Below are 23112 nucleotides of genomic sequence, written 5' to 3' on the forward strand. Positions count from 1 at the left end.
CAATAGTTTACACCGGGCGGCTGAATGGCGCCGGGCGGGCCTTGGGCGCTGGGAAACGGCACCAGCGCGGCCTGCCTGAAGGCCAGGCCGATCCAGACCCATCATCCTGAGCAACCGGCCACAGTTATCGCCCTCCGTTGACGGTGTCGGAATGTTGACGCCGCTATAGTCCCGCGCTCGCAATGGATTGGACGTGTGGAGCAGATGATGCAGCACAAGCGTATGAGCAGGACCCTCGCCGCAGCACTGGTCGTGGCTGCCCTGGCCGTCGGCACGGCGACTGCGGCACCGGCCGCGACCGGGCTGAGCCCGACCTTCACCGCCTGCAGGGACAAGGCGCAGGGGGCGATCGAGCAGGCCGCGTGCCTGTCCTCGGAAACCAACCGCCAGGACCAGCGCCTGAACCAGGCCTACAAGCAGCTGCAGGCCAAACTGAGCGGCGCCAAAAAGACCAGGCTGGTGAACGCGCAACGCGCTTGGCTGCAGTCGCGCAGCCGCGATGGCGAACTGGAGACCGCGCTGTACGACGATTCGCAGCCGGGCAACCTGCAGAGCGGATTGAACGACGCGATGCGCCTGAGCGCACGTGCGGACCAGCTCCAGGCCTACCTGCAGCTGCTGGACTGACCTTCGGGAGGGCATGCCCTCCCCCTGCACAAGGATGTAGAAGATGCCTACCAATATCGACACCCACGACCTGGATGCCACCTCCGGCGCGGTGTACTTCGCGGTCGGCCGCGGCACCGAGGGCGGCCCGGCGTCCTACCACCTGGCCATCGCCGGCATCACCCAGGGCGTGAGCGAACCGCACTGGGGCACCGTCAGCCGGGTCGCACAGAACAGCGGTTACAGCCTGGGCGCGATCCAGGTCGACTTCGGCCAGCGTGGCGAATGGGCGCTGGGCGCCATCGACGGGCACGCTCTGAAACCGGGCGAGACCACCTATGTCGATGCAGTGATCGAACAGGCCAGCTCCTATGCGAAGGCTCACAACCTGCCCTTCACCCAGGACCACGCCGACCTGCGCCGCGACCTGCTCAGCCACGGCAATGGCCTCAGCGGGCGCAGCTCGATCGAATTCATCGACACCAACACCCGCGACAGCATCAATGCCTGGGCGGGGTCGGCCGAAGGCAAGCAGTGGATCCACGCCAACATCGATTACCCGCAGGTGCGCAACGCCACCCAGACTGGTATGACGATGGTGGACACGCATGGCAGCAACATCGCCGAGGAAAACCGCTTCGAAGCGATCAGCCTGATCGCCAAGACCGCCAACCAGCTGCCCAGCCAGCTGCCCAAGCTGCAGAAGGTGCTGGAAGAAGGCGGTGACTACGAGGCGCTGCGCGCCAAGGCGGGCCAGATCCGCGAGACCTACCAGTATTTCGATGCGCCCAAGGCCGGTGACATCGCTGTGCGCTACGAAGACGCCTACGCCAACAACAAGGACGCGATGGACCGCGCCCACGCCAAGGTGAGCAGCCGCGACTTCTCGCCTGCCGGCGAGCAGAACGATGCCGACATCCAGGTGGCGCTGGGCCAGATCGGCGCGCCGCGGCAGCAGGCCGCTTCGCAGACGCTGAAGGAAGGCTCCAGCGGCCGCGAGGTGCTGAAGCTGGAGAACAACCTGGTGGCGCTCGGCTTTGCCAGCGCGGACGGCCAGCAGACGCTGAACCCCGACCGCCGCTTCGATGCCAGCACCCGCCAGGCGGTGGAAGCGTTCCAGCGCGCGCACAACCTCGATCCGGTGGACGGCAAGGCCGGCCGTGACACGCTGACCGCCATCGACCGCGAAGCGCGCGAACTGCAGGGCAACCTGGCCGCGCTGGGGCTGACCGATGCCAAGGGCCAGGCCATTGCCAGCGATGGCTACCTGGGCACTGGCAGCCGCCATGCCATCAACACGTTCCAGCAGCAGCACGGCCTGCCCGCCACCGGCATCGCCGATGCGGACACCCGCCAGGCACTCGCCAGCGAAGTGCAGCAGCGGGCGCAGGGCCAGGGCCAGAACCCGGGACAGCAGACCGCCGCCGATCCGGCGCGCGAGACGGTGTACCCGATGTCCGACCCGCGAAGCCCGCAGAACTGGCTGTACACCGAGACGCTGGTGCAGGTGAAGTTCGCCGAGGAAGCGCGCGGGCTGCCGTCCGGCGAACACAGCGAGAAGCTGGCCGCCGCCCTCACCGTGGAAGCGACCCGGGCCGGGATGTGGAAGATCGACCGGGTGGAGCTCAACCAGGATGGCTCGATGGCGCGCGCCGTGCAGGCCAATGCGATGCGCGACGAAAGCGCGTTGAACCGCAATTCCGCGCCGGTGTCCACGGCCGAGGCGATGGGCCAGAGCGTGCAGGAAAACAGCGAGCGCGCCCTGCAGGCAAGCGACCAGCAGCGCGAGCAGCAGCGGATCGACCAGCAGACCCAGCAGCACGGCCCGCGAGCCATGATGGCGTAAGCTCACGACAGGCCCCGGGACATTCCGGGGCCTGCCTTTTCAGCAGCGTTACAGCGCGCGCCCCTTCACCTGTTCCTCCTGCTGGGCCTGCACCTGCGGGCTGAACTGGGTATCCAGCTCGGCACTCTGCCGGGTGCTGGCTTCCACCGACTGCGACACCGCCTGCTGGCGATCGACGAAGGCGCGCTGTGCAGCCGGGTCGCCCACATTGCCCTGCACCGCGAACAGGCCCGTGCCATCCGGGCGCGCGAGCACATGGTCGATCTGGCGCATGCCGGCAACCTTGCTCTCATAGGCCAGCTGGCCGGCGGCACGTTCGGTTTCCTGCGCGTTGGCAAACAGCGGGCTCAGCCCAGCCTGCGTGCGCTGCTGCTGCAGCGCCTGCAGCTTCTCCAGCGCCTGGTTGAAGCGCGGGTTCTCGACATGCCCGGCGTCACGCATGCTGGCTGGTGCGGCCGGTGCCACCGGCTCGGTGCGTGACGGGGCGGCGGTGGTCTGCGCGCCGGCCTTCACTGCAGCCGGATCCTGCAGGCGCGCCAACGTCAGGCGGCCGGCCTTGCCGTCGTCGTCCAGGCCGTTGTTGGCCTGGAACTGCTTGACCGCAGCCAGCGTGTCCTTGCCGAAGATGCCATCGGCGCCCAGCGCTTTGCCGTCGGCGGCGGTGTAACCCAGCGCGGCCAGCCTGCCCTGCAGCGCCTTGACCTCATCCCCCCGCTCGCCTTTCACCAGCATGCCGTCGGCCATGGGTGCCTGCTGCGCAGTGCGCGCGGCCTGCGCGGCGGCGGGGCCCTGCGCGTGCACCGTGCCGCCCAGGGTGATGCGGTCGTTGAGCATGTCGCCCAGGTAGCGGCGGTACTGGTCCGGCTCGAGCTCGATGTGGGCGTGCACCGCCTTGGTGCCAGCGTTTGACTGCTTGACCAGCGGCGCGCCGTATTCAACGAAGTCACCGTTCTTGTACGGCGACGATCCAGCCGCACCGTGCATGACCTGGCCGACCAGCTCGCGACGCGGATCGCCGGCCGGGTGGCTGTAGATGCGGATGCCGTTGGTGGGGTCCTTCAGGAACTCCACGTAGCCTGCCACCGGGTTGGGGATCATCACATCGCGGTTGGCCAGGCGGTCGGTCAGGATCAGGTCCTTGCGCACCAGCGGAATGCCGTTCTTGTCGCCGGTGGTGCGGATGTTCTCCATCTCCCCTTCCACCATGCCGGACTGGCGATCGGCCTTGCTGGCATCGCCGGTCCGCACCGCTTCGGCGTTGGTGTTGGGGTGGTGGATCTTCAGCAGGCGATACGCCTCGTCCCCGCTCATGCCATGGGCCAGCGTGCGATTGCTGGTGACGTTGCCATACGGTTCGACCACGGTGATGCGGCCCCCACCGGGGGCGGCAGCAGCGGCCGCAGGGGCCGACGTCTGCGTCGGCGTCGGCGAGTGGCTTCGCTCGTCCGCGGCTGCTCGCGTCTGGGTACCCGCGCCCAGCGCGGCCAGCGTATCGCGACCGGCCTTGCCATCTTCCTCAAGCCCATGGGCCTTCTGGAACTGTCGCACCGCGTGTTCGGTATTGCCGCCGAAATCGCCATCGGGATTCAGCGCCTTGCCGTCCTTGCCGGTGTAGCCGGCCTGCGCCAGCTTCTGCTGCAGGGACTGCACCTCGGCACCGTGCTCGCCCTGCACCAGGACGCCGTCGGCCATCGCTGGGCGCGCGGCATGACTGCCCCGCGCACGGTGCAGCGGCTCGCCGAACGCCTGTTCGTAGGTCTTGCCCTGGAAATCCTGCGGATGGCGGCTGACCTGCTCGTAACGCGCCAGCCCGACCAGATCCGCCTTCTCGTTGAGCGTGCGTTCGCGCAGCGCATTCCATTGCGTGGGTGAACTCTCGAAGTGCCTTTGCACGTTGTCGTGCTTGTAATCCTGCACCGCGCGCACGATCTGCTCATCACTCAGTTCAGACAGCTTGTAACCATCGCCATAGGCCTGCTTCAGCCCGTTGACGAAGACACCGCGGGTCATGTTCCGGTACTGCACCGACGTGCTCCACAGGGCATCCTGCACCGCTGGGCCACGGCCGTGCAGATCCACCCCGGCATCCTTCAGGCGCGCAAGCTGCTTGTCGTAGTACTGGTGCTGGATGAAGGTGTGCTGGTCGCGACCGAAGGCCCCCGGGTCCCGGTCGGCGACCTCCTTCCAGCGATCGTTGAAGGCCTGGGTGGCCGGTGTCAGGCCACGGAATTCGGCGCCGTAACGCGAGCCCGCCAGGTATTCGTCCACCCCGCCCACTGCGCTGGCGAACTGGTAGGTGCCATAGGACACGCCGCCATGGTCGCCCTTTCCGGAGGAAATCCAGCCCGGGCCGCGGTTGCTGGTTTCGTAGCTTGCGGACGTCTGGCCGCGGTGCCAGCCGTCCATCGCCTTCTTTGCGTCGGTCACCACGTCCATGCTGCTGGTCTCCTTGCGTTTGGAGGTTCGAAGGGGGTGCTCAGGGTTGATCGGTCGAAGCGTTCAACTGGTCCACGCGGTTGGCCACGCGGTTGATGCGGCAGGACTGTGCGTCCAGCATCTGGCCCTGGCCTTCGGTACCGGGGTCCGACGTGCAGTAACGGTTGGTGTCGGACCACCACGCGGCCTGCGCCTCCATCCAGTCATCCTTGGCCTTGCTGTCCGGGCGGGCCACCTGCTCTGCGACAATCGCCGCCAACCGGTCTTCCTGGTAGCGCAGTTCCTCATCGCCACAGGCCTGCAGAGCGGGCGTCGCGCCGCCGGAAGCATTCACGCAGGTCGCGTATTGCGGACGCAGCGTAGCCGTCTTGTATGAGTCATCCGGGCGCGGGGCCGGGAAGTCATCCGCATCGGCGTCGGCCGAGGTGGACGCGCCGGGTGCGGCGAGCGCTGCCGGCGGGGCTGCGGGGGCAGCGTTACCTGACTGGGCCGCGGCTGCAGGGGCCGCAGCCGTCGTCGCGTCCGCCGTCGTGTCCTTGCAGGCGGTCAGGGCGAAGCTGATAACCAGCGCAAGAACGAATGCAGCCGCATTGGCGGGTAGAAGGCGTCGGTTGCACGTGAACAGCATCATTGCCTGCATTGCTCATCTCTCCTTGGAAGCGGGATCACTGAAGGTGTGCCGCCAGCTCGCGCGAACGCAGCTCGACGGCGCGGCGGGCATACCGGTTGATGCGGCACGACTGTGCATCCAGCATCGGTCCCACGTGGTCGCTGGCTGGTGAACAACGCATGTCGGTGTCTTCGGCCCAGTTCACCTGCTCGTCCATCCAGCGGTCCTTGGCCGGACCATCGGGGCCATCCATGAGGCGCGCGACCTCGGCCTCCATCTGCTTCTGCTGGTAGGCCAGCTCGCTGGCGTCGCACGCTTCAAGCGGGTCGTCCATGCCACGCGCGTCCTGCACGCACTGGCTGTATGCAGGCCGCAGCACGGCCTGCGCGGGCGCGGTGGCGGCCGCTTCGGCCGATGGCGTGGAGGAAGACGCCTGGCACGCGCCCAGTGCCGTGCACAGCATCAGCGCCGTCCAGCGTCGGCGGTTCAGGGGCATGTGCTTACGGAAGCGCATTGCCTGCATCACCTGCATCTCCCTGGCGTGGGGCCAGCAGACGCTGGCCCGGGCGGGGCCGTCCATCGGTCCCCATCACGCCGGCAATCCTACGGCGGCCCGGGTTTCAGGTGCCTGACCGGATTCAGATTGTGTGGGCGCCGTCGCGGTGGCTCAATGTCCGCCGCGCGCGCCACCCACCTGCTCGATCAGGGTCTGGCTGGCGGCATTGAGGCCCACCACCGTCACCTGCGCACCATGCGCGGCCAGCTTTTCCTGCGCGCGCTCCAGCGCCGCCACCGCGGTCAGGTCCCACAGATGGGCATCACGCAGGTCGATCTGCACCTTCGGCGCCACGTGCTGGTAATCAAACGCCGCGCCCAGCTGCCCGGCCGAGGCGAAGAACACCTGGCCGCGCACGCGGTAGACCTGGGTATCGGCGGTGTCGTCACGCTGCACATCCAGCATGCGGCCGACCTTGCGCGCGAAGAACAGTGCCGACAGCAGCACGCCGCTGAGCACGCCCTTGGCCAGGTCGTGGGTGGCGACGGTGACCACCACGGTCAGCAGCATCACGGCGGACGAGCTGCGCGGATGGGTGCGCAGGTCACGCAGCGAGCGCCAGCTGAAGGTGCCGATGCTGACCATGATCATCACCGCCACCAGCGCCGCCATCGGGATCTGCCGCACCAGGTCGCTGCCGTACACCACCAGCAGCAGCAGCAGCGCGCCGGCCACCAGGCAGGACAGGCGGCCGCGGCCACCGGAGGTCACGTTGATGACCGACTGGCCGATCATCGCGCAGCCGGCCATGCCGCCGAGGAAGCCGGTGACCGTGTTGGCCACGCCCTGGCCGACGCACTCGCGGTTGCGCTCGCTGGGGGTCCCGGTGATGTCCTCGACGATCTGCAGGGTCATCATCGATTCGAGCAGGCCGACCACGGCCAGCGTGGCCGACACCGGCAGCAGGATGCGCAGCGTTTCCCAGGTGAGGGGCACGTCGGGGAGGAGGAAGTGCGGCAGGCTGTCGGGCAGCTGGCCCATGTCGCCGACGCTGCGTACGTCCACGCCGAAGCCGACGACCACGGCGGTGAGCACGACGATGGCGACCAGCGGCGACGGCACCGCGCGGGTGATGCGCGGCAGCAGGTAGATGATGGCCAGCGCGGCGGCACACAGCACGTAGACGGTGGGGCCGCGGCCGATCAGTTCCGGCATCTGCGCCAGGAAGATGAGGATGGCCAGCGCGTTGACGAAGCCGGTGATGACCGAGCGCGAGACGAAGCGCATCAGCGAGCCGAGCTTGAACACGCCGGCCAGCACCTGCAGCAGGCCGGCCAGGATGCTGGCGGCGAACAGGTACTGCAGGCCGTGGTCCTTGACCAGGTCGACCATCACCAGCGCCATTGCGCCGGTGGCGGCGGAGATCATGCCGGGGCGGCCGCCGGCGATGGCGGTGACCACGGCGATCGAGAACGCGGCGTACAGGCCGACCTTGGGGTCGACGCCCGCGATCAGCGAAAAGGCGATGGCCTCGGGAATCAGGGCCAGGGCGACGACCATGCCGGACAGCAGATCACCACGGATGTTGCCGAGCCATTGCTGGCGCAGGGGGTAGGACGTTTGCATGGGAAAACTCCGCGCGCACGGGCATGGGGCCACGTGGCGCTGCAGTGGAAAGACACGGGTTCCTGAGCCGGGCGGGCCGGCTGCCGAGGTGCGGCAAGGGTCAGGGTGGCGTGATCACTGCAGTCGGGAGCCGGTACGTGGGAGGCGCGCAGTCTACGGGAAGCGACCCGGCAGGGATAGCGCACGGGGGCGACACAGCAGCGGAGCATGGCTCCGCTCTACAATTGAACCATGGCCGCCGAGCATCCCCGCTTCTTCGACCCCGCCACCGAACAGGGCGTGCTGCGCCTGTCCATCGCCTTTTCGCTGGCCGTTGCGCTGGCCGGCGTGGTGTTCGGCCTGCTGGCCAATTCCTCGCTGATCATCTTCGACGGCATCTACGGCCTGATCGACGTGGTGATGACCTGGCTGTCGCTGCTGGTGGCACGCCTGATCGCGCTTTCCACCCAGACCGATGCGCTGCAGTCGCGGCTCAACCAGCGCTTCACCATGGGCTTCTGGCACCTGGAACCGATCGTACTGGGGGTGAGCGGCCTGCTGATGATCGGCGCGGCGCTGTACGCGCTGGTCAATGCGGTGGATGCGCTGATGTCTGGCGGGCGTCACATCGCTCTGGGACCGGCCATCGTGTTCGGCGTGGTCTCGCTGCTGGCGGAAAGTGCGTTCGGTGCGTTCGTGTGGCGCGCCAACCGCCGCATCGGTTCGGATTTCATCGCCCTGGACGCGAAGAACTGGGTGATCGCCGCCAGCATGTCGGCCTGCTATGTGGTCGCGTTCGTGGGCGGCGTGCTGGTGCAGGGCACATCGCTGGCCTGGGTCGGGCCCTATATCGATCCGGCCATCCTGGCGGTGGTCTGTCTGTTCGTTATGGTGGCGCCGCTGGGCACGGTGCGCCGCGCGCTGGCCGGGATCCTGCTGGTGACCCCGCCGGAGCTGCAGGCGCACGTGGATGCCGTGGCGCGCGACATCGTGGCCCGGCATGGTTTCGTCGAACACCGCAGCTACGTGGCCCAGGTCGGCCGAGGCGAGCAGATCGAGCTCTTCTTCGTGGTCCGCGAGGACGACCCGGCACGGCCGCTGGTGGAGTGGGACCAGCTGCGCGACGAGATCGGCGATGCGCTGGGCGAGGCCTCGCCGGACCGCTGGCTGACGATCATGTTCACCACCGACCGCGAGTGGACCCTCTAAGCCGACAGGACGATGCATCAAATATCCAGGACGGCTCATCACCTATCGTCCTGCTGGATCGGGCAAAGTAGACCCACCGAAACACCCACCCACTGACCAGGAGCATCCCATGTCCATCGAAAAGGTTCTGTACACCGCCCAGGCCACCTCCACCGGCGGCCGTGAGGGCCGTTCGGTCTCCTCCGACAACGTGCTGGACATCCAGCTGTCGACCCCGCGCGAGCTGGGCGGCGCCGGCGGCCCGGGTACCAACCCGGAACAGCTGTTCGCTGCCGGCTACTCGGCCTGCTTCCTCGGCGCGCTGAAGTTCGTCGCCGGCCAGGCCAAGGTCGCGCTGCCGGCCGAGACCACCGTCACCGGCAAGGTCGGCATCGGCCAGATCCCGACCGGTTTCGGCATCGAAGCCGAGCTGACCATCAACGCCCCGGGCGTGCCGCGCGAGCAACTGGAAGAGCTGGTGCAGAAGGCCCACATCGTCTGCCCGTACTCCAACGCCACCCGCGGCAACATCGACGTGACGCTGATTGTTGCCTGATGCGCTGATGCCGGCCAGCGTCCGGCACTACCCGCGCGCCGGGCAAAAAAATGGGCGGATGCCGGTCGAAACCGGGCATCCGCCCATCCCACCTCGGGTGGGCCCCGGCACATGGCCGGGGACGCATTTGCTTGTGTAGCGCCGAGCCCATGCTCGGCTGATCCATGCAGCCGGGCATGGGCTCGGCTCTACACGTTCAAGCTCTATTTATCGCTCGTGATGAGCTGCACGACGCTGGAGAAATCCAGCTTGCCGCGGCCGGCCTGGTGGTTCATCGAATACAGGTTGCGGGCCACTTCACCCAGCGGGATCGAGGCGCCGACATTCATCGCCGCTTCCACTGCCAGGCCCATGTCCTTCAGCATCAGGTCGCTGCCGAAACCGCCGCTGTAGCCGCGCGAAGCCGGGGCGTTTTCCAGCACGCCCGGCCACGGGTTGCACACTTCGGTGGCCCAGCTGCGGCCGGTGCTGACCGCCATCATCTGCGACAGCACCTTCGGGTCCAGGCCGTGCGCCACACCCAGGGCGATGGCCTCGCCGGTGACGGCCATGATCACGCCCAGCGCCATGTTGTTGCACAGCTTGGCGACCTGGCCGGCGCCGCTGGCACCGACATGGAAGATGTTCCTGCCCATGGCCTGCAGCACCGGGCGCGCGCGTTCCAGCGCGTCCTCTTCGCCGCCGACGATGAAGGTGAGCGTACCGGCCTGTGCGCCGGCGGTACCGCCGGACACCGGTGCGTCGAGCATCTGCAGGCCACGCGCGGCGGCGGCTTCAGAGACCTTGCGGGCGCTGGCCGGAGCGATCGTGCTGCAGTCGATGACCAGCGCACCGGCCGGGATGTCGGCCAGGATGCCGTCATCGCCGAGGTACACGCCTTCGACGTGGCGGCTGGCCGGCAGCATCGAGATCACCACGTCGGCGTCGGCCAGGGTGTCACGCGCCGACGGCGCGGCGGCGGCACCGGCGTCGACGGCGGCCTGGACCGCGGCCGGCACCAGGTCGAACACACGCACGGTGTGGCCGTTCTTGACGAGGTTGGCGGCCATCGGGCCACCCATGTTGCCCAACCCGATGAATGCAATACGGCTCATGCAAGGCTCCTTTCAGCAAGCGGAGTGCCCAGGTCGGCCAGCGGGTGCGCGGCCTCGGCCCAAGGGGAAACAAGGAAGGTGTCCGCCCACGCGGCGGTGGCCTCGGCCAGGGTGGCCGGGTTCCACTGCGGGTTGCGGTCCTTGTCGATCAGCAGCGCGCGGATGCCTTCGGCGAAGTCGCCACGGGCGGCGCAGTGCAGCGCAGTGACGTACTCCAGGCGGTAGACGCTGGCCAGGTCCTGGCCGGCGCTGCGGCGCTGCAGTTCAAAGGCCAGCCGCGCCGAACCGGGCGCACCGGCAGCGAGGGTCTTCTGTGCGGCCTGCAGCCAGGCATCGTCGGTCTGCAGGTCGCGGATGCGCGCGATGATCGCGGGCAGATCATCGCCTGCGCACAGCGCGTCGACCTGCGCGGCGTTGACCAGCAGCGGGCCGGTGGCCGCATCGCTGGCATGCGATTGCAGCAGATGATCCAGGCGTTCGTGGTTGAGCGTGGCATCGCCCGACCAGGCCACCTGCAGCAGCGCATCGAACACCGCACTGCGGCGTTCTTCGGCAACGTGCACGTCGGCCAGGCCGGCGTAGATGGCATCGCCCGGGTTCAGCAATGCGCCGGTCAGGGCCAGGAACAGGCCGCCCTTGCCCGGCACGCGCGGCAGCAGCCAGCTGCCACCCACGTCCGGGAACAGGCCCACGGTGATTTCCGGGAAGGCCAGCTTGGAGCGCCCGCTCACCACGCGGTGGCTGGCGCCGGACATCAGGCCGATGCCCCCCCCCATCACGATGCCGTGGCCCCAGCACAGGATCGGCTTGGCGTAGGTGTGGATGAGGTAGTCGACGCGGTATTCGACGTCGAAGAACTCGGCGGCGTAGTCGTTTTCGCGGATGTCGCCGTGGCCGGCGTCGCGGAAGGCGACCATCGCCTTGTACAGGCTGTGCAGGTCGCCACCGGCGCAGAACGCCTTTTCGCCGGCGCCCTGCAGCACCACCATCGCGATGCCGTCATCGTCGGCCCAGGCGTTCAACTGCTTCAGCAGCAGGTGTGCCATCGGCAGCGAGAAGCCATTGAGCGTGCGCGGTGCGTTGAGCGTGGCGAAGCCGATGCGCGTGCCGTTGCCGGCCACGCGCTCTTCGAACAGCACCGGTGCTTCGTCGGCAACGGTGTCGGTGGTCATGCGTTCTTCCACTGCGCGGCGCGCTTTTCCAGGAAGGCGCTCACGCCCTCGACCTGGTCAGCGGTGTCGAACAGATCGACGAAGGCTTCGCGCTCGGCCACCAGCGCCGAGGCGTGGGTGCCGGTGCGGGTGGACTGCACCAGGGTCTTGCAGGCGGCGATGCTGGTCGGGCTCTGCTTGCCGGCCTTCTTCGCCCACTCCAGCGCCAGCGCCTTGGCTTCGCCCTGGCCGACCTTCTCTTCGGCCAGGCCAATGCGCACGGCGGTTTCAGCGTTGATGCGCTCGCCCAGCAGGATCATGCGCTTGGCCCAGCCCTCGCCGACCAGGCGCGGCAGGTTCTGGGTGCCGCCGGCGCACGGCAGCAGGCCGACGGTGGCCTCCGGCAGCGCCACCTGGGCGTGGTCTTCGATGATGCGCAGGTCGCAGGCCAGGGCGCATTCCAGGCCACCGCCCATCGCGTAGCCGTTGATGGCGGCGATGGACACGCCACGGAAGGCGGACAGCGCTTCGAAGGCTTCACCGAAACGGCGTGCGGCTTCGCGTGCGGCGGCCTTGTCACCCGAGGCGAACTGGTTGAGGTCGGCGCCGGCGGAGAAGAACTTCTCGCCTTCACCGGTGATCACCAGCGCGTAGATGTCGCGGTCTGCGTTGAGCGCGCCCACCAGGTCGCGTAGCGCGGACAGGCTGTGCACGGTCCAGGTGTGTGCCGGCGGGTTATGCAGGGTGACCACGGCGGTGTGGCCATCGGCCTCGACCTTCAGGCCCACGTGCTCCTGGGTACGCCAATCCTTCATCGCAGTTCCTCTTCGGTGTTGAGCAGGTGGCGGGCAACGATCACCCGCATGATCTCGTTGGTGCCTTCCAGGATCTGGTGCACGCGGCTGTCGCGCAGCAGGCGCTCGATCGGGTATTCGCGGATGTAGCCGTAGCCGCCGTGGATCTGCAGTGCTTCGTTGCAGATCTTGAAGCCCGCATCGGTAGCGAAGCGCTTGGCCATGGCGCACCACACGTTGGCATCGCTGGCACCGGCGTCGAGCCTGCGCGCGGCCGAGTGCACCATCTGCCGGGCAGCGACCAGTTCGATGGCCATGTCGGCCAGCTTGAACTGCAGCGCCTGGAAATCGGCCAGCGCCTTGCCGAACTGGCGGCGCTCGCCCATGTAGCGGCGTGCGGCATCCAGCGCGCCCTGCGCGGCACCCAGCGAGCAGGCGGCGATGTTGATGCGGCCGCCGTCCAGCCCCTTCATCGCCAGCTTGAAGCCGCCGCCTTCCTCTCCCAGAAGGTGGCTGACCGGCACGCGGACGTTTTCGAAGGTGATGCCACGGGTGGGCTGGCTGTTCCAGCCCATCTTCTCTTCCTTGCGCCCATAGCTGATGCCCGGCAGGTCGGCCGGCACTGCGATGGCACTGACACCGCCCGCACCGGCACCGCCGGTACGCGCCATCACCACCAGCAGCTCGGTGGCACCGGCGCCGGAGATGAAGGCCTTGGAGCCGTTCAGCACATAGACGTCACCCTCGCGCATGGCGGTGGTCTTCAGCGAGGCCGCATCGGAACCGGCGCCCGGCTCGGTCAGGCAGTACGAGGCCAGCTTGCTGCCCGAGGACAGATCGGTGCCCCACGCATCGCGCAGCTCGGCCTGGCCCCACTTGGACACCATCCACGAAGCCATGTTGTGGATGCTGACGTACGCCGCGGTCGACGGATCGACGTTGGCGAGCTCCTCGATGACGACGGCGGCGTCCAGGCGGCTGAGGCCGCTGCCGCCGACTTCCGGGTCCATGTACAGGCCACAGAAGCCCAGTTCACCGGCCTTGGCGATCGCCTCGCGCGGAAAGATGCCCTCCGCATCCCATCGCGCGGCGTGCGGCGCCAGTTCGGCCTGTGCGAAGTCACGCGCGGCTTCACGATACGCCTGCTGCGCTTCTTCCTGCTCCGTCGTCATCGAGTGGCTCATGGCTGCTCCTGCCCTTACTTCAGGCTGATGGTGGTGTTGACGCCGTGGCTCAGCGTCTCGTCATCGAACCAACGTGCGGTGACGGTCTTGGTCTGGGTGTAGAACAGCACGACCTGCTTGCCGTAAGGGCCCAGGTCGCCCAGCTTGGACGCGCGCGAACCGGTGAACGAGAACAGCGGCACCGGCACCGGGATCGGCACGTTGATGCCGACCTGGCCGACGTCGATGTCTTCCTGGAATTTGCGTGCAGCGGCGCCGGACTGGGTGAACAGCGCAGTGCCGTTGCCGTTCGGGTTGCTGTTGACCATGGCGATGGCCTCGTCCAGCGTTTCCGCTTCGAGGATGACCAGCACCGGGCCGAACACTTCTTCCTGGTAGATACGCATGTCGGTGGTGACACCGGCAAAGATGGTCGGGCCGACGAAGTTGCCCTTCTCGAAGCCATCGACCTGGGGGTTGCGGCCGTCGAGCACCAGCTTGGCGCCCTGCTCCACGCCCGAGGCGATCAGGCCTTCCACGCGCTCGCGGGCGCTGCAGGAAATGACCGGGCCGACGTCGGTGCCGGACACGGTGCCGCCGCTGACTTTAAGCGTCTTGGCCTTGGCCACAAGGTCCTGCACCCAGTTGCGCGCTTCACCCACCAGCACCAGGGTGGAAGCGGCCATGCAGCGCTGGCCGGCTGCACCGAAGGCGGCGCCGACCATGGCGTTGAGGGTCTGTTCCTTGTTGGCGTCCGGCAGCACCACGGCGTGGTTCTTGGCGCCCATCATGCACTGCACGCGCTTGCCGGCCAGCGAGGCACGGTTGTAGACGTGGGTGCCGACGCGGGTGGAACCGACGAACGACACGGCCTTGATGTCCGGGTGGTCGCAGATCGCGTTGACCACTTCCTCGCCGCCGTGTACGACGTTCAGCACGCCCTTTGGAATGCCCGCTTCAAGCGCCAGCTCGACCAGGCGCATGGTCACCATCGGGTCCTGCTCGGACGGCTTGAGGATGAAGGTGTTGCCCGTTGCAATCGCCATCGGGAACATCCACAGCGGGATCATCGCCGGGAAGTTGAACGGGGTGATGCCGGCGCACACGCCCAGCGGCTGCATGATGCTGTAGGTGTCCACGCCGTTGGCCACGTTGTTGGCCAGCTCGCCCAGCTGCAGGTTACCGATGGCGGCAGCGTGCTCGACCACTTCCAGGCCGCGGAACACATCGCCTTCGGCGTCGGGCAGGGTCTTGCCCTGTTCGGCGGTGAGGATGTGGGCCAGCTCGCTCATGTTCTCGCGGATCAGCTGCTGGTACTTCAGGAAGATGCGCGCACGGGTGCCGATCGGGGTCTTGCGCCAGGTCTTGAAGGCTTCCTTGGCGGCGGCGACGGCAGCATCCACTTCACCGGTGGTGGCGAACGGCACCTGGGCCAGCACATCCTGGGTGGCCGGATTGATCACGTCCTGCCAGTGGGAGGTGGCCGATTCAATGAACTGGCCATCGATCAGCATGCGGATACGGGGCGCTGCAACAGTCATGACGACAATCCCACTGGCTCGAAAGATGCTTGGCATTATTCACAGCAGCCACCTCGATTTCCGGCCTGAATCCGCTTAATCTGGCCAACACGCCAGACGATTCATGTTAATTCTGTGAATTTCCAGCCTTCCCAACGCCAGCTGGGCCTGCGCCTGCTGCGCCTGCGCGAGCAGCGCGGCTACAGCCAGGTGGACCTGGCCCGTGCCCTTGGCCTGTCGGCCAGCTACCTGAACCAGATCGAGCGCAACAAGCGCCCGCTGACGCCGGCCGTACAGAAGAAGCTGGGCGAGGTCCTGGGCGATGTTTCCGCCCTGTTCGACGACGATGAGCCCGCCGCGCTGCAGGAGGCGCTGGGCGAGACGCTGCGCGACCTGGGCCTGGCAGAGGTGAGTGCCACCGAGCTGCGATCGCTGGCCGGCAACCTGCCGCAGGTCAGCCGCGCCCTGCTGGACCTGCACCGCCGCCATCTGGCCCTGCGCGAGCACGCCGCCGCGCTCGAGTTCCAGCTGGGCGAGCCCGCGGCCGGCAGCACCCTGCCTGCCGGCGACCAGGTGCGCGAGTTCTTCAACCGCATGCACAACCACATCCCCGAGCTGGACGAACTGGCAGAGCGCCTGTTCGCCGAGTGGGGGCTGTCACCGGGGCATGTGGCGCCGCGCCTGCGCCAGCTGCTGGCCGACCGCCACGGCGTGCTGGTGGAAGTGGCCGCGCTGCAGGCCGGGCGCGAGAAGCGCCAGTTCGATGCCGGCGCGCGGCGGCTGTGGCTGCCCGATTACCTGGAACCGGGCCAGCAGGCCTTCCAGATGGCGGCCGAACTGGCCCTGCACGGTTACCTGCCGCAGATCGATGCGGTGATCGCCCGCGCGGGCTTCCACGATGACGCGCGCATCGCGCAGGCGCGCATCGGCCTGTCGAATTACTTCGCCGGGGCGCTGGTGATGCCGTACATGCGCTTCCTGCGTGCGGCCGAGGCCAGCAGCTACGACATCGAACTGCTGGCGCATCAATTCGGCGTGGGCTTCGAGGCGGTGTGCCACCGGCTGAGCACGCTGGCGCGGCGCAGTGCACCGGGGCTGCCGTTCTTCTTCATCCGCGTGGACCGTGCGGGCAATGTGTCCAAGCGCCATTCGGCGACCGACTTCCATTTCTCGCAGGTGGGTGGGTCGTGCCCGCTGTGGATCGTCTACGAGGCGTTCAACCAGCCGGGGCGGATCCTGACGCAGACCGCGCGCATGCCCGATGGGCGGCGCCATTTCTGGCTGGCACGGCAGGTGAGCAGCGGGCCGGTGGGGCATGGTCAGCCGCGCAAGACATTTGCGGTGGCGCTGGGCTGCGATCTGCAGCATGCGGAGCGGCTGGTGTATTCGCTGGGGCTGGATGTGCAGAGCCCGGGGAATTCGGTGTCGATTGGCCCAGGGTGCCGGGTGTGCCCGCGGGAGGACTGCATGCAGCGCGCGTTCGCGCAGTTGCCGGGGAGGTAGGGGGTTTTGCAGGGCTGCGCCCTGCAGCTGCCGAATCAACGGCAACGGCCGAAGCAAAAGCTGGCTTTCCGTGGGATGGCGGGGGGTGGGTCCGGTTGATGGGGACGCGGTAAACCCATCCATGGGGGCTTGGTCGCGGCATCGATGCCGCTCACACCCCCTCAACCGTACCCACCCCGCCTTCGACAGTTTCCTGCGGCTGTTGGAACCTGATGCTGATGCTGCTGGTGGGTGCCGACCGTTGGTCGGCACGCTTTGGCCGTGCGCAAAATGCATCCACGCGTGGCGTGGCTCTACTGGTGGATGCCAACCTTGGTTGGCACGTTTTAGTCCCAGAACACGGTCAATACGCGGTGGCCTTCCGAGGGCGCGGAGGCGTCGACGTGTTGGCCGTACGGCCAGCCTTCGCCAACACCGTCGCATTCCAGGCCCTGCAGCCAGCCTTCCACGGTTGCGGCGTCGGCGCGGGTCAGCACGTGCACGTTCTCCGCGGCAGGCCACTCGCTGTCGTCTTCCAGTGCGCTGCCCCAGTCCTGGTGCAGGCCCACGTAGACACCTTCCACTTGAGGCTTTTCGGCAATCGCGGCCAAGCGTGCGTACAGCTCGGCAATCGGCGGGCGACCGTAGCCCCATTGGTTCGGTGCGATGCACTCTTCGAAGTCGTTGCCTTCGAAGTACGCGGCCAACGGTACCACCGGCAGGTGCTCCGGATCACGGGCGTCGAGGCGTGCAAGCAGATCCAGCAGTTGCTGACGGGCGGACATGGGGCGCTCCTTGCAATGGGGGCCGCGATTGTATCCATCGCGGTCAGTAGATCGGCGTCACCTTCATCTGCGGCAACGGCCGTGGTGCGCCGTCGGTCAGGTCCGGGCCCAGGTCTTCCCAGGTGCGGCCCTGCTCCACCATCTGCGCCCACAGCTGCTGCGACCCACGACGCTTGTCTTCCGAGCCCAGCTTGTACGACGGCGGCACGGGTTCGCCGCGGGCGACGATGGAATACGCCGCGCGGTATGCCAGAACCTGCTGCGCCGGGTCGTCGGTGCGCGCCACTTCCAGCGTGTAGCGCTGGTAGGCCGAAGCGAGGTTGCGCCAGCGGATCCAGTAGTGGTTCTCGAACGAGAACGCGCAGAAGCGTGCGCCTGCCAGGCTGCCCTTGTCGGCGATGCGGCTCAGCACCTCCTGCGGCATGTCCAGGTTCATGCCGCCTTCGTCGCCCTGCAGGCTCACATGCACGATGCGGTCGCGGTAGCCCGGTGCACGCGCCTGCAGCAGGTCGCGCCAGTTCTGCATGGTCGCCACCACCGCGAACAGGAAGCGACCCAGCTCGGCCGCGGCCAGCGGCGTGGCGATGGACTGGTAATGCCTCTGCCAACCATGACGGTTCTCGGTGGGCAGCACCACCGCACGCTCCAGTGCCTGCTGGCCCGTGGTGCCGTGGCTGACATCCTCGACGTGCTGCGGGTAGACCAAATTGATCGCGAAGGTCGGCCAGCGTGGCATCGCCGCATCGAACAGGTGGATGGGGAAGTTGCTGCTGATGCCACCATCGGAGAACCAGCAGATGCGGAACGCAGTGATGACCGGGCCGCAGGACTGGCCGGCACTGGTCAGTCCTTCCATGCTGTCGGCCACGTTGTGTTCGGCATCGGCCGCGGCCGGCGACGGCTCGCAGCGGCGCTCGCGGCGCGCGGGTTCATGCAGCGGCACCGCGCTGATCAGCAGCGGGAAACTCAGGCTCATGCGGGTGGCCACCAGCACCGGCAACTGCGGGCCCTGTGGCAGGTGGTAGTACTGCCGCCCTTCCACCTCCACCGGCGCACCGGCGTGGTCGACCAGCCACTGCACCACGCTGGCCGGGAACAGCTGCTCGAACTCTTCGCGCAGGAACCAGAACTGCGCACCGCCCAGCGGCAGCGTGCGCGGTTCGTTGTGCGAGACGCAGGTGGTGATCATCTGCAGGCTGATGGCATGCGGACTCTCCGGCTCGCCGGCATAACGCGGTGCATCGTGCAGATCGGCAAAGGTGAGCGGTGCGTCCAGCGGCTTGCCGGACAGCTCCTGCAGGCTCTGGTGCAGCCATTCGGTCAGTGCCGGCTTGCGTGCATCGCGGCCCAGGCCGCTGCACAGGCCCAGCAGGTTGCGCCGCGCCACCCGCGCCACCCGCAGCGCGGCACCGGCCACGCCGGCACCATAGGCGCACAACAGCGACGGCAGCAGGGTGGCCGCCACACCGCTCCAACCGCCGCCCCACCAGCCCAGGCCGAGCAGCAGCGCCAGCGACACCAGCACTTCCAGCGGGGCGATCTCGAACACGGCCACCGCCAGGCACAGCAGCTTGCGCGGCCAGCCGTAACCACCGGTCAGCGCGACCAGCAGCCGGTAGGCCGCCCGTGCACCGCGCGCCGGCTGGAACAGGCTGTAGATGAAGCCGCGCCGCGACAACTGCGCCGACACCGCCGACAGGCCGCCATAGCCGGCGTCGCCGGCCAGGTGCTCGCCGGTCTGCTGGCGGCGATCGCCATAGGCCGCCGCTGCCGCCACCGCTGCGGCAATGGCGCCGGCCGAGGTGCCGCCAATGCTCTTGAACCGATAGTCGCGGGCCAGCGCCAGTACAGCATTGGGGTACACGATGCCGCTGGTGATGCCGCCCTTCATGACCAGATCGCAGTACTTGTGTGCCACTACCCTGCCCCCGCTGACTGTGCCTGAGATGCCACCCGACGCTACGGATGGAGTATGACGCGGGGGTTTCTCACAACTTGAGAACCCGGCCACGCATCCACGCATGGCGTGGATCTACCGGTGCACTTGACCCTGACGACCATCGGCGTAGCATCGACAGCAAGCCAAGGGACAGACCCGCGGCTACCACAACGACATGAGGGATTCTCATGGAATTCGACTATCTCGTCTTCATCGGGCGTTTCGAGCCCTTCCACAACGGCCACGCCGCCGTTGCCCGCCTGGCCCTGAGCCGGGCCCGCAAGCTGATCTTCCTGGTCGGCTCTGCCGATACCCCCCGCAGCCTGCGCAATCCCTGGACCGTGGCCGAACGCGCCGTGATGATCCAGGCCGCCCTCGATGGCAACACCGAACGCCTGCTGATCCGCCCGCTGCGCGACCACCTCTACAACGAGGCCCAGTGGATCGCCAACGTACAGCGCCAGGTGGCCGAAGCCCTGCGCAATGATGGCGCCGCCGCCGATGCCAAGGTCGGCCTGATCGGCATGGACAAGGACGCCTCCAGCTACTACCTGCGCGAATTTCCGCAGTGGCCGCTGGTGGACGTGCAGCACACTGCCACCCTGTCGGCCACCGAGCTGCGCCGCTACCTGTTCGAGGCCGGCGACGTGGACTTCCACGGTGCGCTGCTGATGCTGCGTGGCAACGTGCCGGCGCCGGTGTACGACATGCTCGAAGCCTTCCGCAAAAGCGCACCGGCCTATGGCCAGCTGGTGGCCGAGTACCGCTTCATCGAACAGTACAAGGCCGCCTGGAAGGACGCGCCCTACGCGCCCACCTTCGTCACCACCGATGCGGTGGTGGTGCATTCGGGCCACGTGCTGCTGGTGCGCCGCCGTTCGGAACCCGGCAAGGGCCTGTGGGCGCTGCCCGGCGGTTTCGTCGGCCAGGAACAGAGCCTGCTCGACAGCTGCCTGCGCGAACTGCGCGAAGAGACCCGGCTGAAGATTCCGCTGCCGGTGCTGAAGGGCTCGCTGAAGAGCCAGCAGGTGTTCGACCACCCCGACCGCAGCCAGCGCGGCCGCACCATCACCCACGGTTTCCACTTCGACTTCCCGGCCGGTGAACTGCCGGCGGTGCGCGGCGGCGACGACGCCGACAAGGCGCGCTGGATTCCGGTGAGCGAAGCCCTGGAGATGGGCCCGCAGCTGTTCGAAGACCACCTGCACATCCTGGAGTATTTCCTAGGCCGGGGCTGACCCGACCGGCTTTCCCCACCGGCGGATAGACCGCCGGTGTCACTCGACGCGAAGGAGCTTCCGTCATGCATTACCTCGATAATCTTCTCCTCGACACCGACAGCTACAAGGCCAGCCACTGGCTGCAGTACCCACCGGGTACCGATGCCACGTTCTTCTACGTGGAATCGCGCGGCGGCCTGCATGACCGCACGGTGTTCTTCGGCCTGCAGGCGATCCTCAAGGACGCGCTGGCACGGCCGGTCACCCACGCCGATATCGACGACGCCGCTGCGGTGTTCGCCGCGCATGGCGAGCCGTTCAATGAAGCCGGCTGGCGCGATATCGTCGACCGCCTCGGTGGCCACCTGCCGGTACGCATCCGCGCCGTGCCCGAGGGCAGCGTGGTGCCCACGCACCAGGCGCTGATGACCATCGAATCGACCGACCCGGCCGCGTTCTGGGTGCCCTCGTACCTGGAAACCCTGCTGCTGCGTGTGTGGTACCCGGTCACCGTGGCCACCATCAGCTGGCATGCGCGGCAGACCATCGCCGGTTTCCTGCAGCAGACCAGCGACGACCCGCAGGAGCAGCTGCCGTTCAAGCTGCACGACTTCGGCGCGCGCGGTGTGTCGAGCCTGCAGTCGGCCGCGCTGGGCGGTGCCGCGCATCTGGTCAACTTCCTCGGCACCGACACTGTCTCGGCGCTGTGCCTGGCCCGCGCGCACTACCACGCGCCGATGGCCGGCTATTCGATTCCCGCCGCCGAGCACAGCACCATCACCAGCTGGGGCCGCGAGCGCGAAGTGGATGCGTACCGCAACATGCTGCGCCAGTTCGGCAAGCCCGGTGCCATCGTCGCGGTGGTGTCGGACAGCTATGACATCTACCGCGCCATCAGCGAGCACTGGGGCACCACCCTGCGCGATGAAGTGATCGCCTCGGGCGCGACCCTGGTCATCCGCCCCGATTCGGGTGACCCGGTGGAGGTGGTGGCCGAAAGCCTGCGCCGCCTGGATGAGGCGTTTGGCCACACGATCAACGGCAAGGGCTACCGCGTGCTCAACCACGTGCGGGTGATCCAGGGCGATGGCATCGACCCGGACACGATCCGCGCCATCCTGCAGCGCGTCACCGCTGACGGCTACGCCGCCGACAACGTGGCCTTCGGCATGGGCGGTGCACTGCTGCAGCGGCTGGACCGCGATACGCAGAAGTTCGCGCTGAAGTGCTCGGCCGCGCGGGTGGATGGTACCTGGATCGATGTCTACAAGGACCCGATCACCGATGCCGGCAAGACCAGCAAGCGCGGCCGCATGCGCCTGCTGCGCCGCTCGGACGATGGCAGCCTGCATACGGTGGCGCTGCCGGCCAGCGGTGACGACACCCTGCCGACGGGCTTCGAGGATGCGATGGTGACCGTGTGGGAGAACGGGCGGTTGCTGTACGACCAGCGGCTGGATGAGATCCGCGCGCGGGCCGCGGCGGGGCGTTGAAGGTACGTCCCGCCCGGGGTCAGAGCCCGCTGCGTGGCAGCGGGATCCGACCCCGGTGCCCCTTGACCGGCAGCAGCAACGCGTCCACCGTGGGCACGCCGAAGGTATCCCTGCTGTCGTCGCGACGACGACAGGGATTTGAACGGGAATCCGGTGAAGGCGCCTCGCGCGCCCATTCCGGAGCTGCCCCGCAGCGGTGAATGGAAACGAATCCTGCCAACAGCACTGGGCTCGCGCCTGGGAAGCGGCAGGTAGTAGGTGGGCTGCGGCCCGGGTCCATCAGCCCGAATACCGGCCCCGGCCGGGGGACACGACCGTCCCCTGACTCGACCTGGAATCTCCGCGGGGAGGTTGCCGGGGCCAATGTCGTCCTGCGCGTGCAGGCGGCGTGGCCGCGCGCGTCCTGTTCACGGTTTCCGGCCAGACCCGTTGCCCACGCCCAGATGCACCCGACGATGACCGAGTTCCAACGCCCCGCCCTGTCCCTGCCCGCCGACGGCAAGCGCCTGCTGCTGCATTCGTGCTGTGCGCCCTGCTCGGGCGAAGTGATGGAGGCGATCACCGCCTCCGGGATCGACTACGCGATCTTCTTCTACAACCCCAACATCCACCCGGTGAAGGAATACGAGCTGCGCAAGCAGGAGAACATCCGCTTCGCCGAGCAGCACGGCATCCCCTTCATCGACTGCGACTACGACACCGACAACTGGTTCAGCCGTGCGCGCGGCATGGAAGACGAGCCCGAGCGCGGCATCCGCTGCACGATGTGCTTCGACATGCGTTTCGAGCGCACTGCGCTGTACGCGCATGAGCACGGCTATGACACCATCAGTTCGTCGCTGGGCATTTCGCGCTGGAAGAACATGGCGCAGATCAACGATTGCGGCGTGCGCGCGGCGTCGCGCTACGAAGGCCTGCAGTACTGGGAATACAACTGGCGCAAGGGCGGCGGTGCCAGCCGCATGGTGGAGATCAGCAAGCGCGAACAGTTCTACCAGCAGGAATACTGCGGCTGCGTGTACTCGCTGCGCGATGCCAACCGCCACCGCCGCGAAACTGGCCGCGAGCGCATCAAGATCGGCCTGCTGTACTACGGGCAGGAGGCTGAAACGCCGCAAGGCGATTGAC

At 67.7% G+C, this 23112-nt stretch carries 19 protein-coding genes and 1 riboswitch; of the genes, 8 read left to right on the top strand and 11 right to left on the bottom strand.

Going from position 1 to position 23112, the window contains the following annotated elements:
- The first annotated feature begins 222 nt into the window (after positions 1 to 222).
- Positions 223 to 627, top strand: a complete 405-nt coding sequence (locus tag AC1VXD_RS05500; RefSeq protein ID WP_482991202.1) for a lysozyme inhibitor LprI family protein — start codon at positions 223 to 225, stop codon at positions 625 to 627.
- A 43-nt stretch (positions 628 to 670) separates the two neighbouring features.
- On the top strand, positions 671 to 2452 hold the full coding sequence (locus AC1VXD_RS05505; protein WP_482991203.1) for a peptidoglycan-binding domain-containing protein: 1782 nt from the start codon (positions 671 to 673) through the stop codon (positions 2450 to 2452).
- Positions 2453 to 2500: 48 nt separating this feature from the next.
- Here AC1VXD_RS05505 and AC1VXD_RS05510 read toward each other — a convergent pair whose 3' ends face one another.
- The 4 genes from AC1VXD_RS05510 to AC1VXD_RS05525 form a co-directional block, all read right to left on the bottom strand.
- The gene (locus tag AC1VXD_RS05510; RefSeq protein WP_482991204.1) at positions 2501 to 4888 is read right to left on the bottom strand and encodes a VgrG-related protein; all 2388 of its coding nucleotides are present in this window, start codon (positions 4886 to 4888) and stop codon (positions 2501 to 2503) included.
- 40 nt (positions 4889 to 4928) lie between these two features.
- Positions 4929 to 5528: a lysozyme inhibitor LprI family protein gene (locus AC1VXD_RS05515; RefSeq protein ID WP_482991205.1), complete on the bottom strand. Its 600-nt coding sequence runs from the start codon at positions 5526 to 5528 to the stop codon at positions 4929 to 4931.
- A gap of 25 nt (positions 5529 to 5553) precedes the next feature.
- The gene (locus tag AC1VXD_RS05520; protein ID WP_482991206.1) at positions 5554 to 6012 is read right to left on the bottom strand and encodes a lysozyme inhibitor LprI family protein; all 459 of its coding nucleotides are present in this window, start codon (positions 6010 to 6012) and stop codon (positions 5554 to 5556) included.
- Positions 6013 to 6165: 153 nt separating this feature from the next.
- Positions 6166 to 7620: a SulP family inorganic anion transporter gene (locus AC1VXD_RS05525; RefSeq protein ID WP_482991207.1), complete on the bottom strand. Its 1455-nt coding sequence runs from the start codon at positions 7618 to 7620 to the stop codon at positions 6166 to 6168.
- A 231-nt stretch (positions 7621 to 7851) separates the two neighbouring features.
- Here AC1VXD_RS05525 and AC1VXD_RS05530 point away from each other — a divergent pair, with 231 nt between their 5' ends.
- Both AC1VXD_RS05530 and AC1VXD_RS05535 read left to right on the top strand, forming a co-directional pair.
- Entirely contained in the window at positions 7852 to 8808 is a 957-nt protein-coding gene (locus tag AC1VXD_RS05530) for a cation diffusion facilitator family transporter (protein ID WP_482991208.1), read from the top strand.
- A gap of 109 nt (positions 8809 to 8917) precedes the next feature.
- A complete protein-coding gene (locus tag AC1VXD_RS05535; RefSeq protein ID WP_108758371.1) occupies positions 8918 to 9343 on the top strand; it encodes an organic hydroperoxide resistance protein in 426 nt (141 codons plus the stop codon).
- Positions 9344 to 9546: 203 nt separating this feature from the next.
- Here the strand turns inward: AC1VXD_RS05535 and mmsB are convergent, their stop codons facing one another.
- From mmsB to AC1VXD_RS05560, 5 genes are read right to left on the bottom strand one after another with little or no spacing between them, the layout of a single operon-like run.
- The gene (gene mmsB, locus AC1VXD_RS05540) at positions 9547 to 10437 is read right to left on the bottom strand and encodes a 3-hydroxyisobutyrate dehydrogenase (protein WP_482991209.1); all 891 of its coding nucleotides are present in this window, start codon (positions 10435 to 10437) and stop codon (positions 9547 to 9549) included.
- Positions 10434 to 11609: an enoyl-CoA hydratase/isomerase family protein gene (locus AC1VXD_RS05545; RefSeq protein WP_482991210.1), complete on the bottom strand. Its 1176-nt coding sequence runs from the start codon at positions 11607 to 11609 to the stop codon at positions 10434 to 10436. Before AC1VXD_RS05545 ends, mmsB begins: the two co-directional genes overlap by 4 nt.
- Positions 11606 to 12403: an enoyl-CoA hydratase gene (locus AC1VXD_RS05550; protein ID WP_482991211.1), complete on the bottom strand. Its 798-nt coding sequence runs from the start codon at positions 12401 to 12403 to the stop codon at positions 11606 to 11608. Before AC1VXD_RS05550 ends, AC1VXD_RS05545 begins: the two co-directional genes overlap by 4 nt.
- On the bottom strand, positions 12400 to 13566 hold the full coding sequence (locus AC1VXD_RS05555; protein WP_482991212.1) for an acyl-CoA dehydrogenase family protein: 1167 nt from the start codon (positions 13564 to 13566) through the stop codon (positions 12400 to 12402). Before AC1VXD_RS05555 ends, AC1VXD_RS05550 begins: the two co-directional genes overlap by 4 nt.
- A 14-nt stretch (positions 13567 to 13580) precedes the next feature.
- Positions 13581 to 15086 carry a CoA-acylating methylmalonate-semialdehyde dehydrogenase gene (locus tag AC1VXD_RS05560; RefSeq protein ID WP_200752216.1) on the bottom strand — a complete coding sequence of 502 codons (1506 nt, stop codon included), beginning with the start codon at positions 15084 to 15086 and terminating at the stop codon, positions 13581 to 13583.
- A 114-nt stretch (positions 15087 to 15200) separates the two neighbouring features.
- Here AC1VXD_RS05560 and AC1VXD_RS05565 point away from each other — a divergent pair, with 114 nt between their 5' ends.
- A complete protein-coding gene (locus AC1VXD_RS05565; RefSeq protein WP_333628747.1) occupies positions 15201 to 16568 on the top strand; it encodes a helix-turn-helix domain-containing protein in 1368 nt (455 codons plus the stop codon).
- A gap of 326 nt (positions 16569 to 16894) precedes the next feature.
- Here AC1VXD_RS05565 and AC1VXD_RS05570 read toward each other — a convergent pair whose 3' ends face one another.
- Both AC1VXD_RS05570 and AC1VXD_RS05575 read right to left on the bottom strand, forming a co-directional pair.
- Positions 16895 to 17332: a hypothetical protein gene (locus AC1VXD_RS05570; RefSeq protein ID WP_482991213.1), complete on the bottom strand. Its 438-nt coding sequence runs from the start codon at positions 17330 to 17332 to the stop codon at positions 16895 to 16897.
- A gap of 43 nt (positions 17333 to 17375) precedes the next feature.
- Positions 17376 to 19250: an RpoH suppressor gene (locus AC1VXD_RS05575; protein ID WP_482991214.1), complete on the bottom strand. Its 1875-nt coding sequence runs from the start codon at positions 19248 to 19250 to the stop codon at positions 17376 to 17378.
- 209 nt (positions 19251 to 19459) lie between these two features.
- Between AC1VXD_RS05575 and AC1VXD_RS05580 the strand changes: the two genes are divergently transcribed.
- From AC1VXD_RS05580 to AC1VXD_RS05590, 3 genes are all read left to right on the top strand, one after another.
- On the top strand, positions 19460 to 20509 hold the full coding sequence (locus tag AC1VXD_RS05580) for a bifunctional nicotinamide-nucleotide adenylyltransferase/Nudix hydroxylase (RefSeq protein WP_482991215.1): 1050 nt from the start codon (positions 19460 to 19462) through the stop codon (positions 20507 to 20509).
- Positions 20510 to 20574: 65 nt separating this feature from the next.
- Positions 20575 to 21984 (top strand): nicotinate phosphoribosyltransferase, encoded by a 1410-nt coding sequence (locus tag AC1VXD_RS05585; RefSeq protein ID WP_482991216.1) that lies wholly within the window; start codon positions 20575 to 20577, stop codon positions 21982 to 21984.
- A gap of 103 nt (positions 21985 to 22087) precedes the next feature.
- Positions 22088 to 22281, top strand: a riboswitch (cobalamin riboswitch).
- Between the two features lie 158 nt (positions 22282 to 22439).
- Complete coding sequence (locus tag AC1VXD_RS05590) at positions 22440 to 23111, top strand: epoxyqueuosine reductase QueH (protein ID WP_482991217.1); 672 nt, start codon at positions 22440 to 22442, stop codon at positions 23109 to 23111.
- Position 23112: the final 1 nt, after the last annotated feature.

This window comes from Stenotrophomonas sp. STEN054 (genome assembly GCF_056854535.1).

Bases quoted from the DNA above. Each gene is read 5' to 3' on its own strand.
- AC1VXD_RS05500 (WP_482991202.1), top strand. From the start codon at position 223: ATGAGCAGGACCCTCGCCGCAGCACTGGTCGTGGCTGCCCTGGCCGTC.
- AC1VXD_RS05505 (WP_482991203.1), top strand. From the start codon at position 671: ATGCCTACCAATATCGACACCCACGACCTGGATGCCACCTCCGGCGCG.
- AC1VXD_RS05510 (WP_482991204.1), bottom strand. From the start codon at position 4,888: ATGGACGTGGTGACCGACGCAAAGAAGGCGATGGACGGCTGGCACCGC.
- AC1VXD_RS05515 (WP_482991205.1), bottom strand. From the start codon at position 5,528: ATGCAGGCAATGATGCTGTTCACGTGCAACCGACGCCTTCTACCCGCC.
- AC1VXD_RS05520 (WP_482991206.1), bottom strand. From the start codon at position 6,012: ATGCGCTTCCGTAAGCACATGCCCCTGAACCGCCGACGCTGGACGGCG.
- AC1VXD_RS05525 (WP_482991207.1), bottom strand. From the start codon at position 7,620: ATGCAAACGTCCTACCCCCTGCGCCAGCAATGGCTCGGCAACATCCGT.
- AC1VXD_RS05530 (WP_482991208.1), top strand. From the start codon at position 7,852: ATGGCCGCCGAGCATCCCCGCTTCTTCGACCCCGCCACCGAACAGGGC.
- AC1VXD_RS05535 (WP_108758371.1), top strand. From the start codon at position 8,918: ATGTCCATCGAAAAGGTTCTGTACACCGCCCAGGCCACCTCCACCGGC.
- mmsB (WP_482991209.1), bottom strand. From the start codon at position 10,437: ATGAGCCGTATTGCATTCATCGGGTTGGGCAACATGGGTGGCCCGATG.
- AC1VXD_RS05545 (WP_482991210.1), bottom strand. From the start codon at position 11,609: ATGACCACCGACACCGTTGCCGACGAAGCACCGGTGCTGTTCGAAGAG.
- AC1VXD_RS05550 (WP_482991211.1), bottom strand. From the start codon at position 12,403: ATGAAGGATTGGCGTACCCAGGAGCACGTGGGCCTGAAGGTCGAGGCC.
- AC1VXD_RS05555 (WP_482991212.1), bottom strand. From the start codon at position 13,566: ATGAGCCACTCGATGACGACGGAGCAGGAAGAAGCGCAGCAGGCGTAT.
- AC1VXD_RS05560 (WP_200752216.1), bottom strand. From the start codon at position 15,086: ATGACTGTTGCAGCGCCCCGTATCCGCATGCTGATCGATGGCCAGTTC.
- AC1VXD_RS05570 (WP_482991213.1), bottom strand. From the start codon at position 17,332: ATGTCCGCCCGTCAGCAACTGCTGGATCTGCTTGCACGCCTCGACGCC.
- AC1VXD_RS05580 (WP_482991215.1), top strand. From the start codon at position 19,460: ATGGAATTCGACTATCTCGTCTTCATCGGGCGTTTCGAGCCCTTCCAC.
- AC1VXD_RS05585 (WP_482991216.1), top strand. From the start codon at position 20,575: ATGCATTACCTCGATAATCTTCTCCTCGACACCGACAGCTACAAGGCC.
- AC1VXD_RS05590 (WP_482991217.1), top strand. From the start codon at position 22,440: ATGACCGAGTTCCAACGCCCCGCCCTGTCCCTGCCCGCCGACGGCAAG.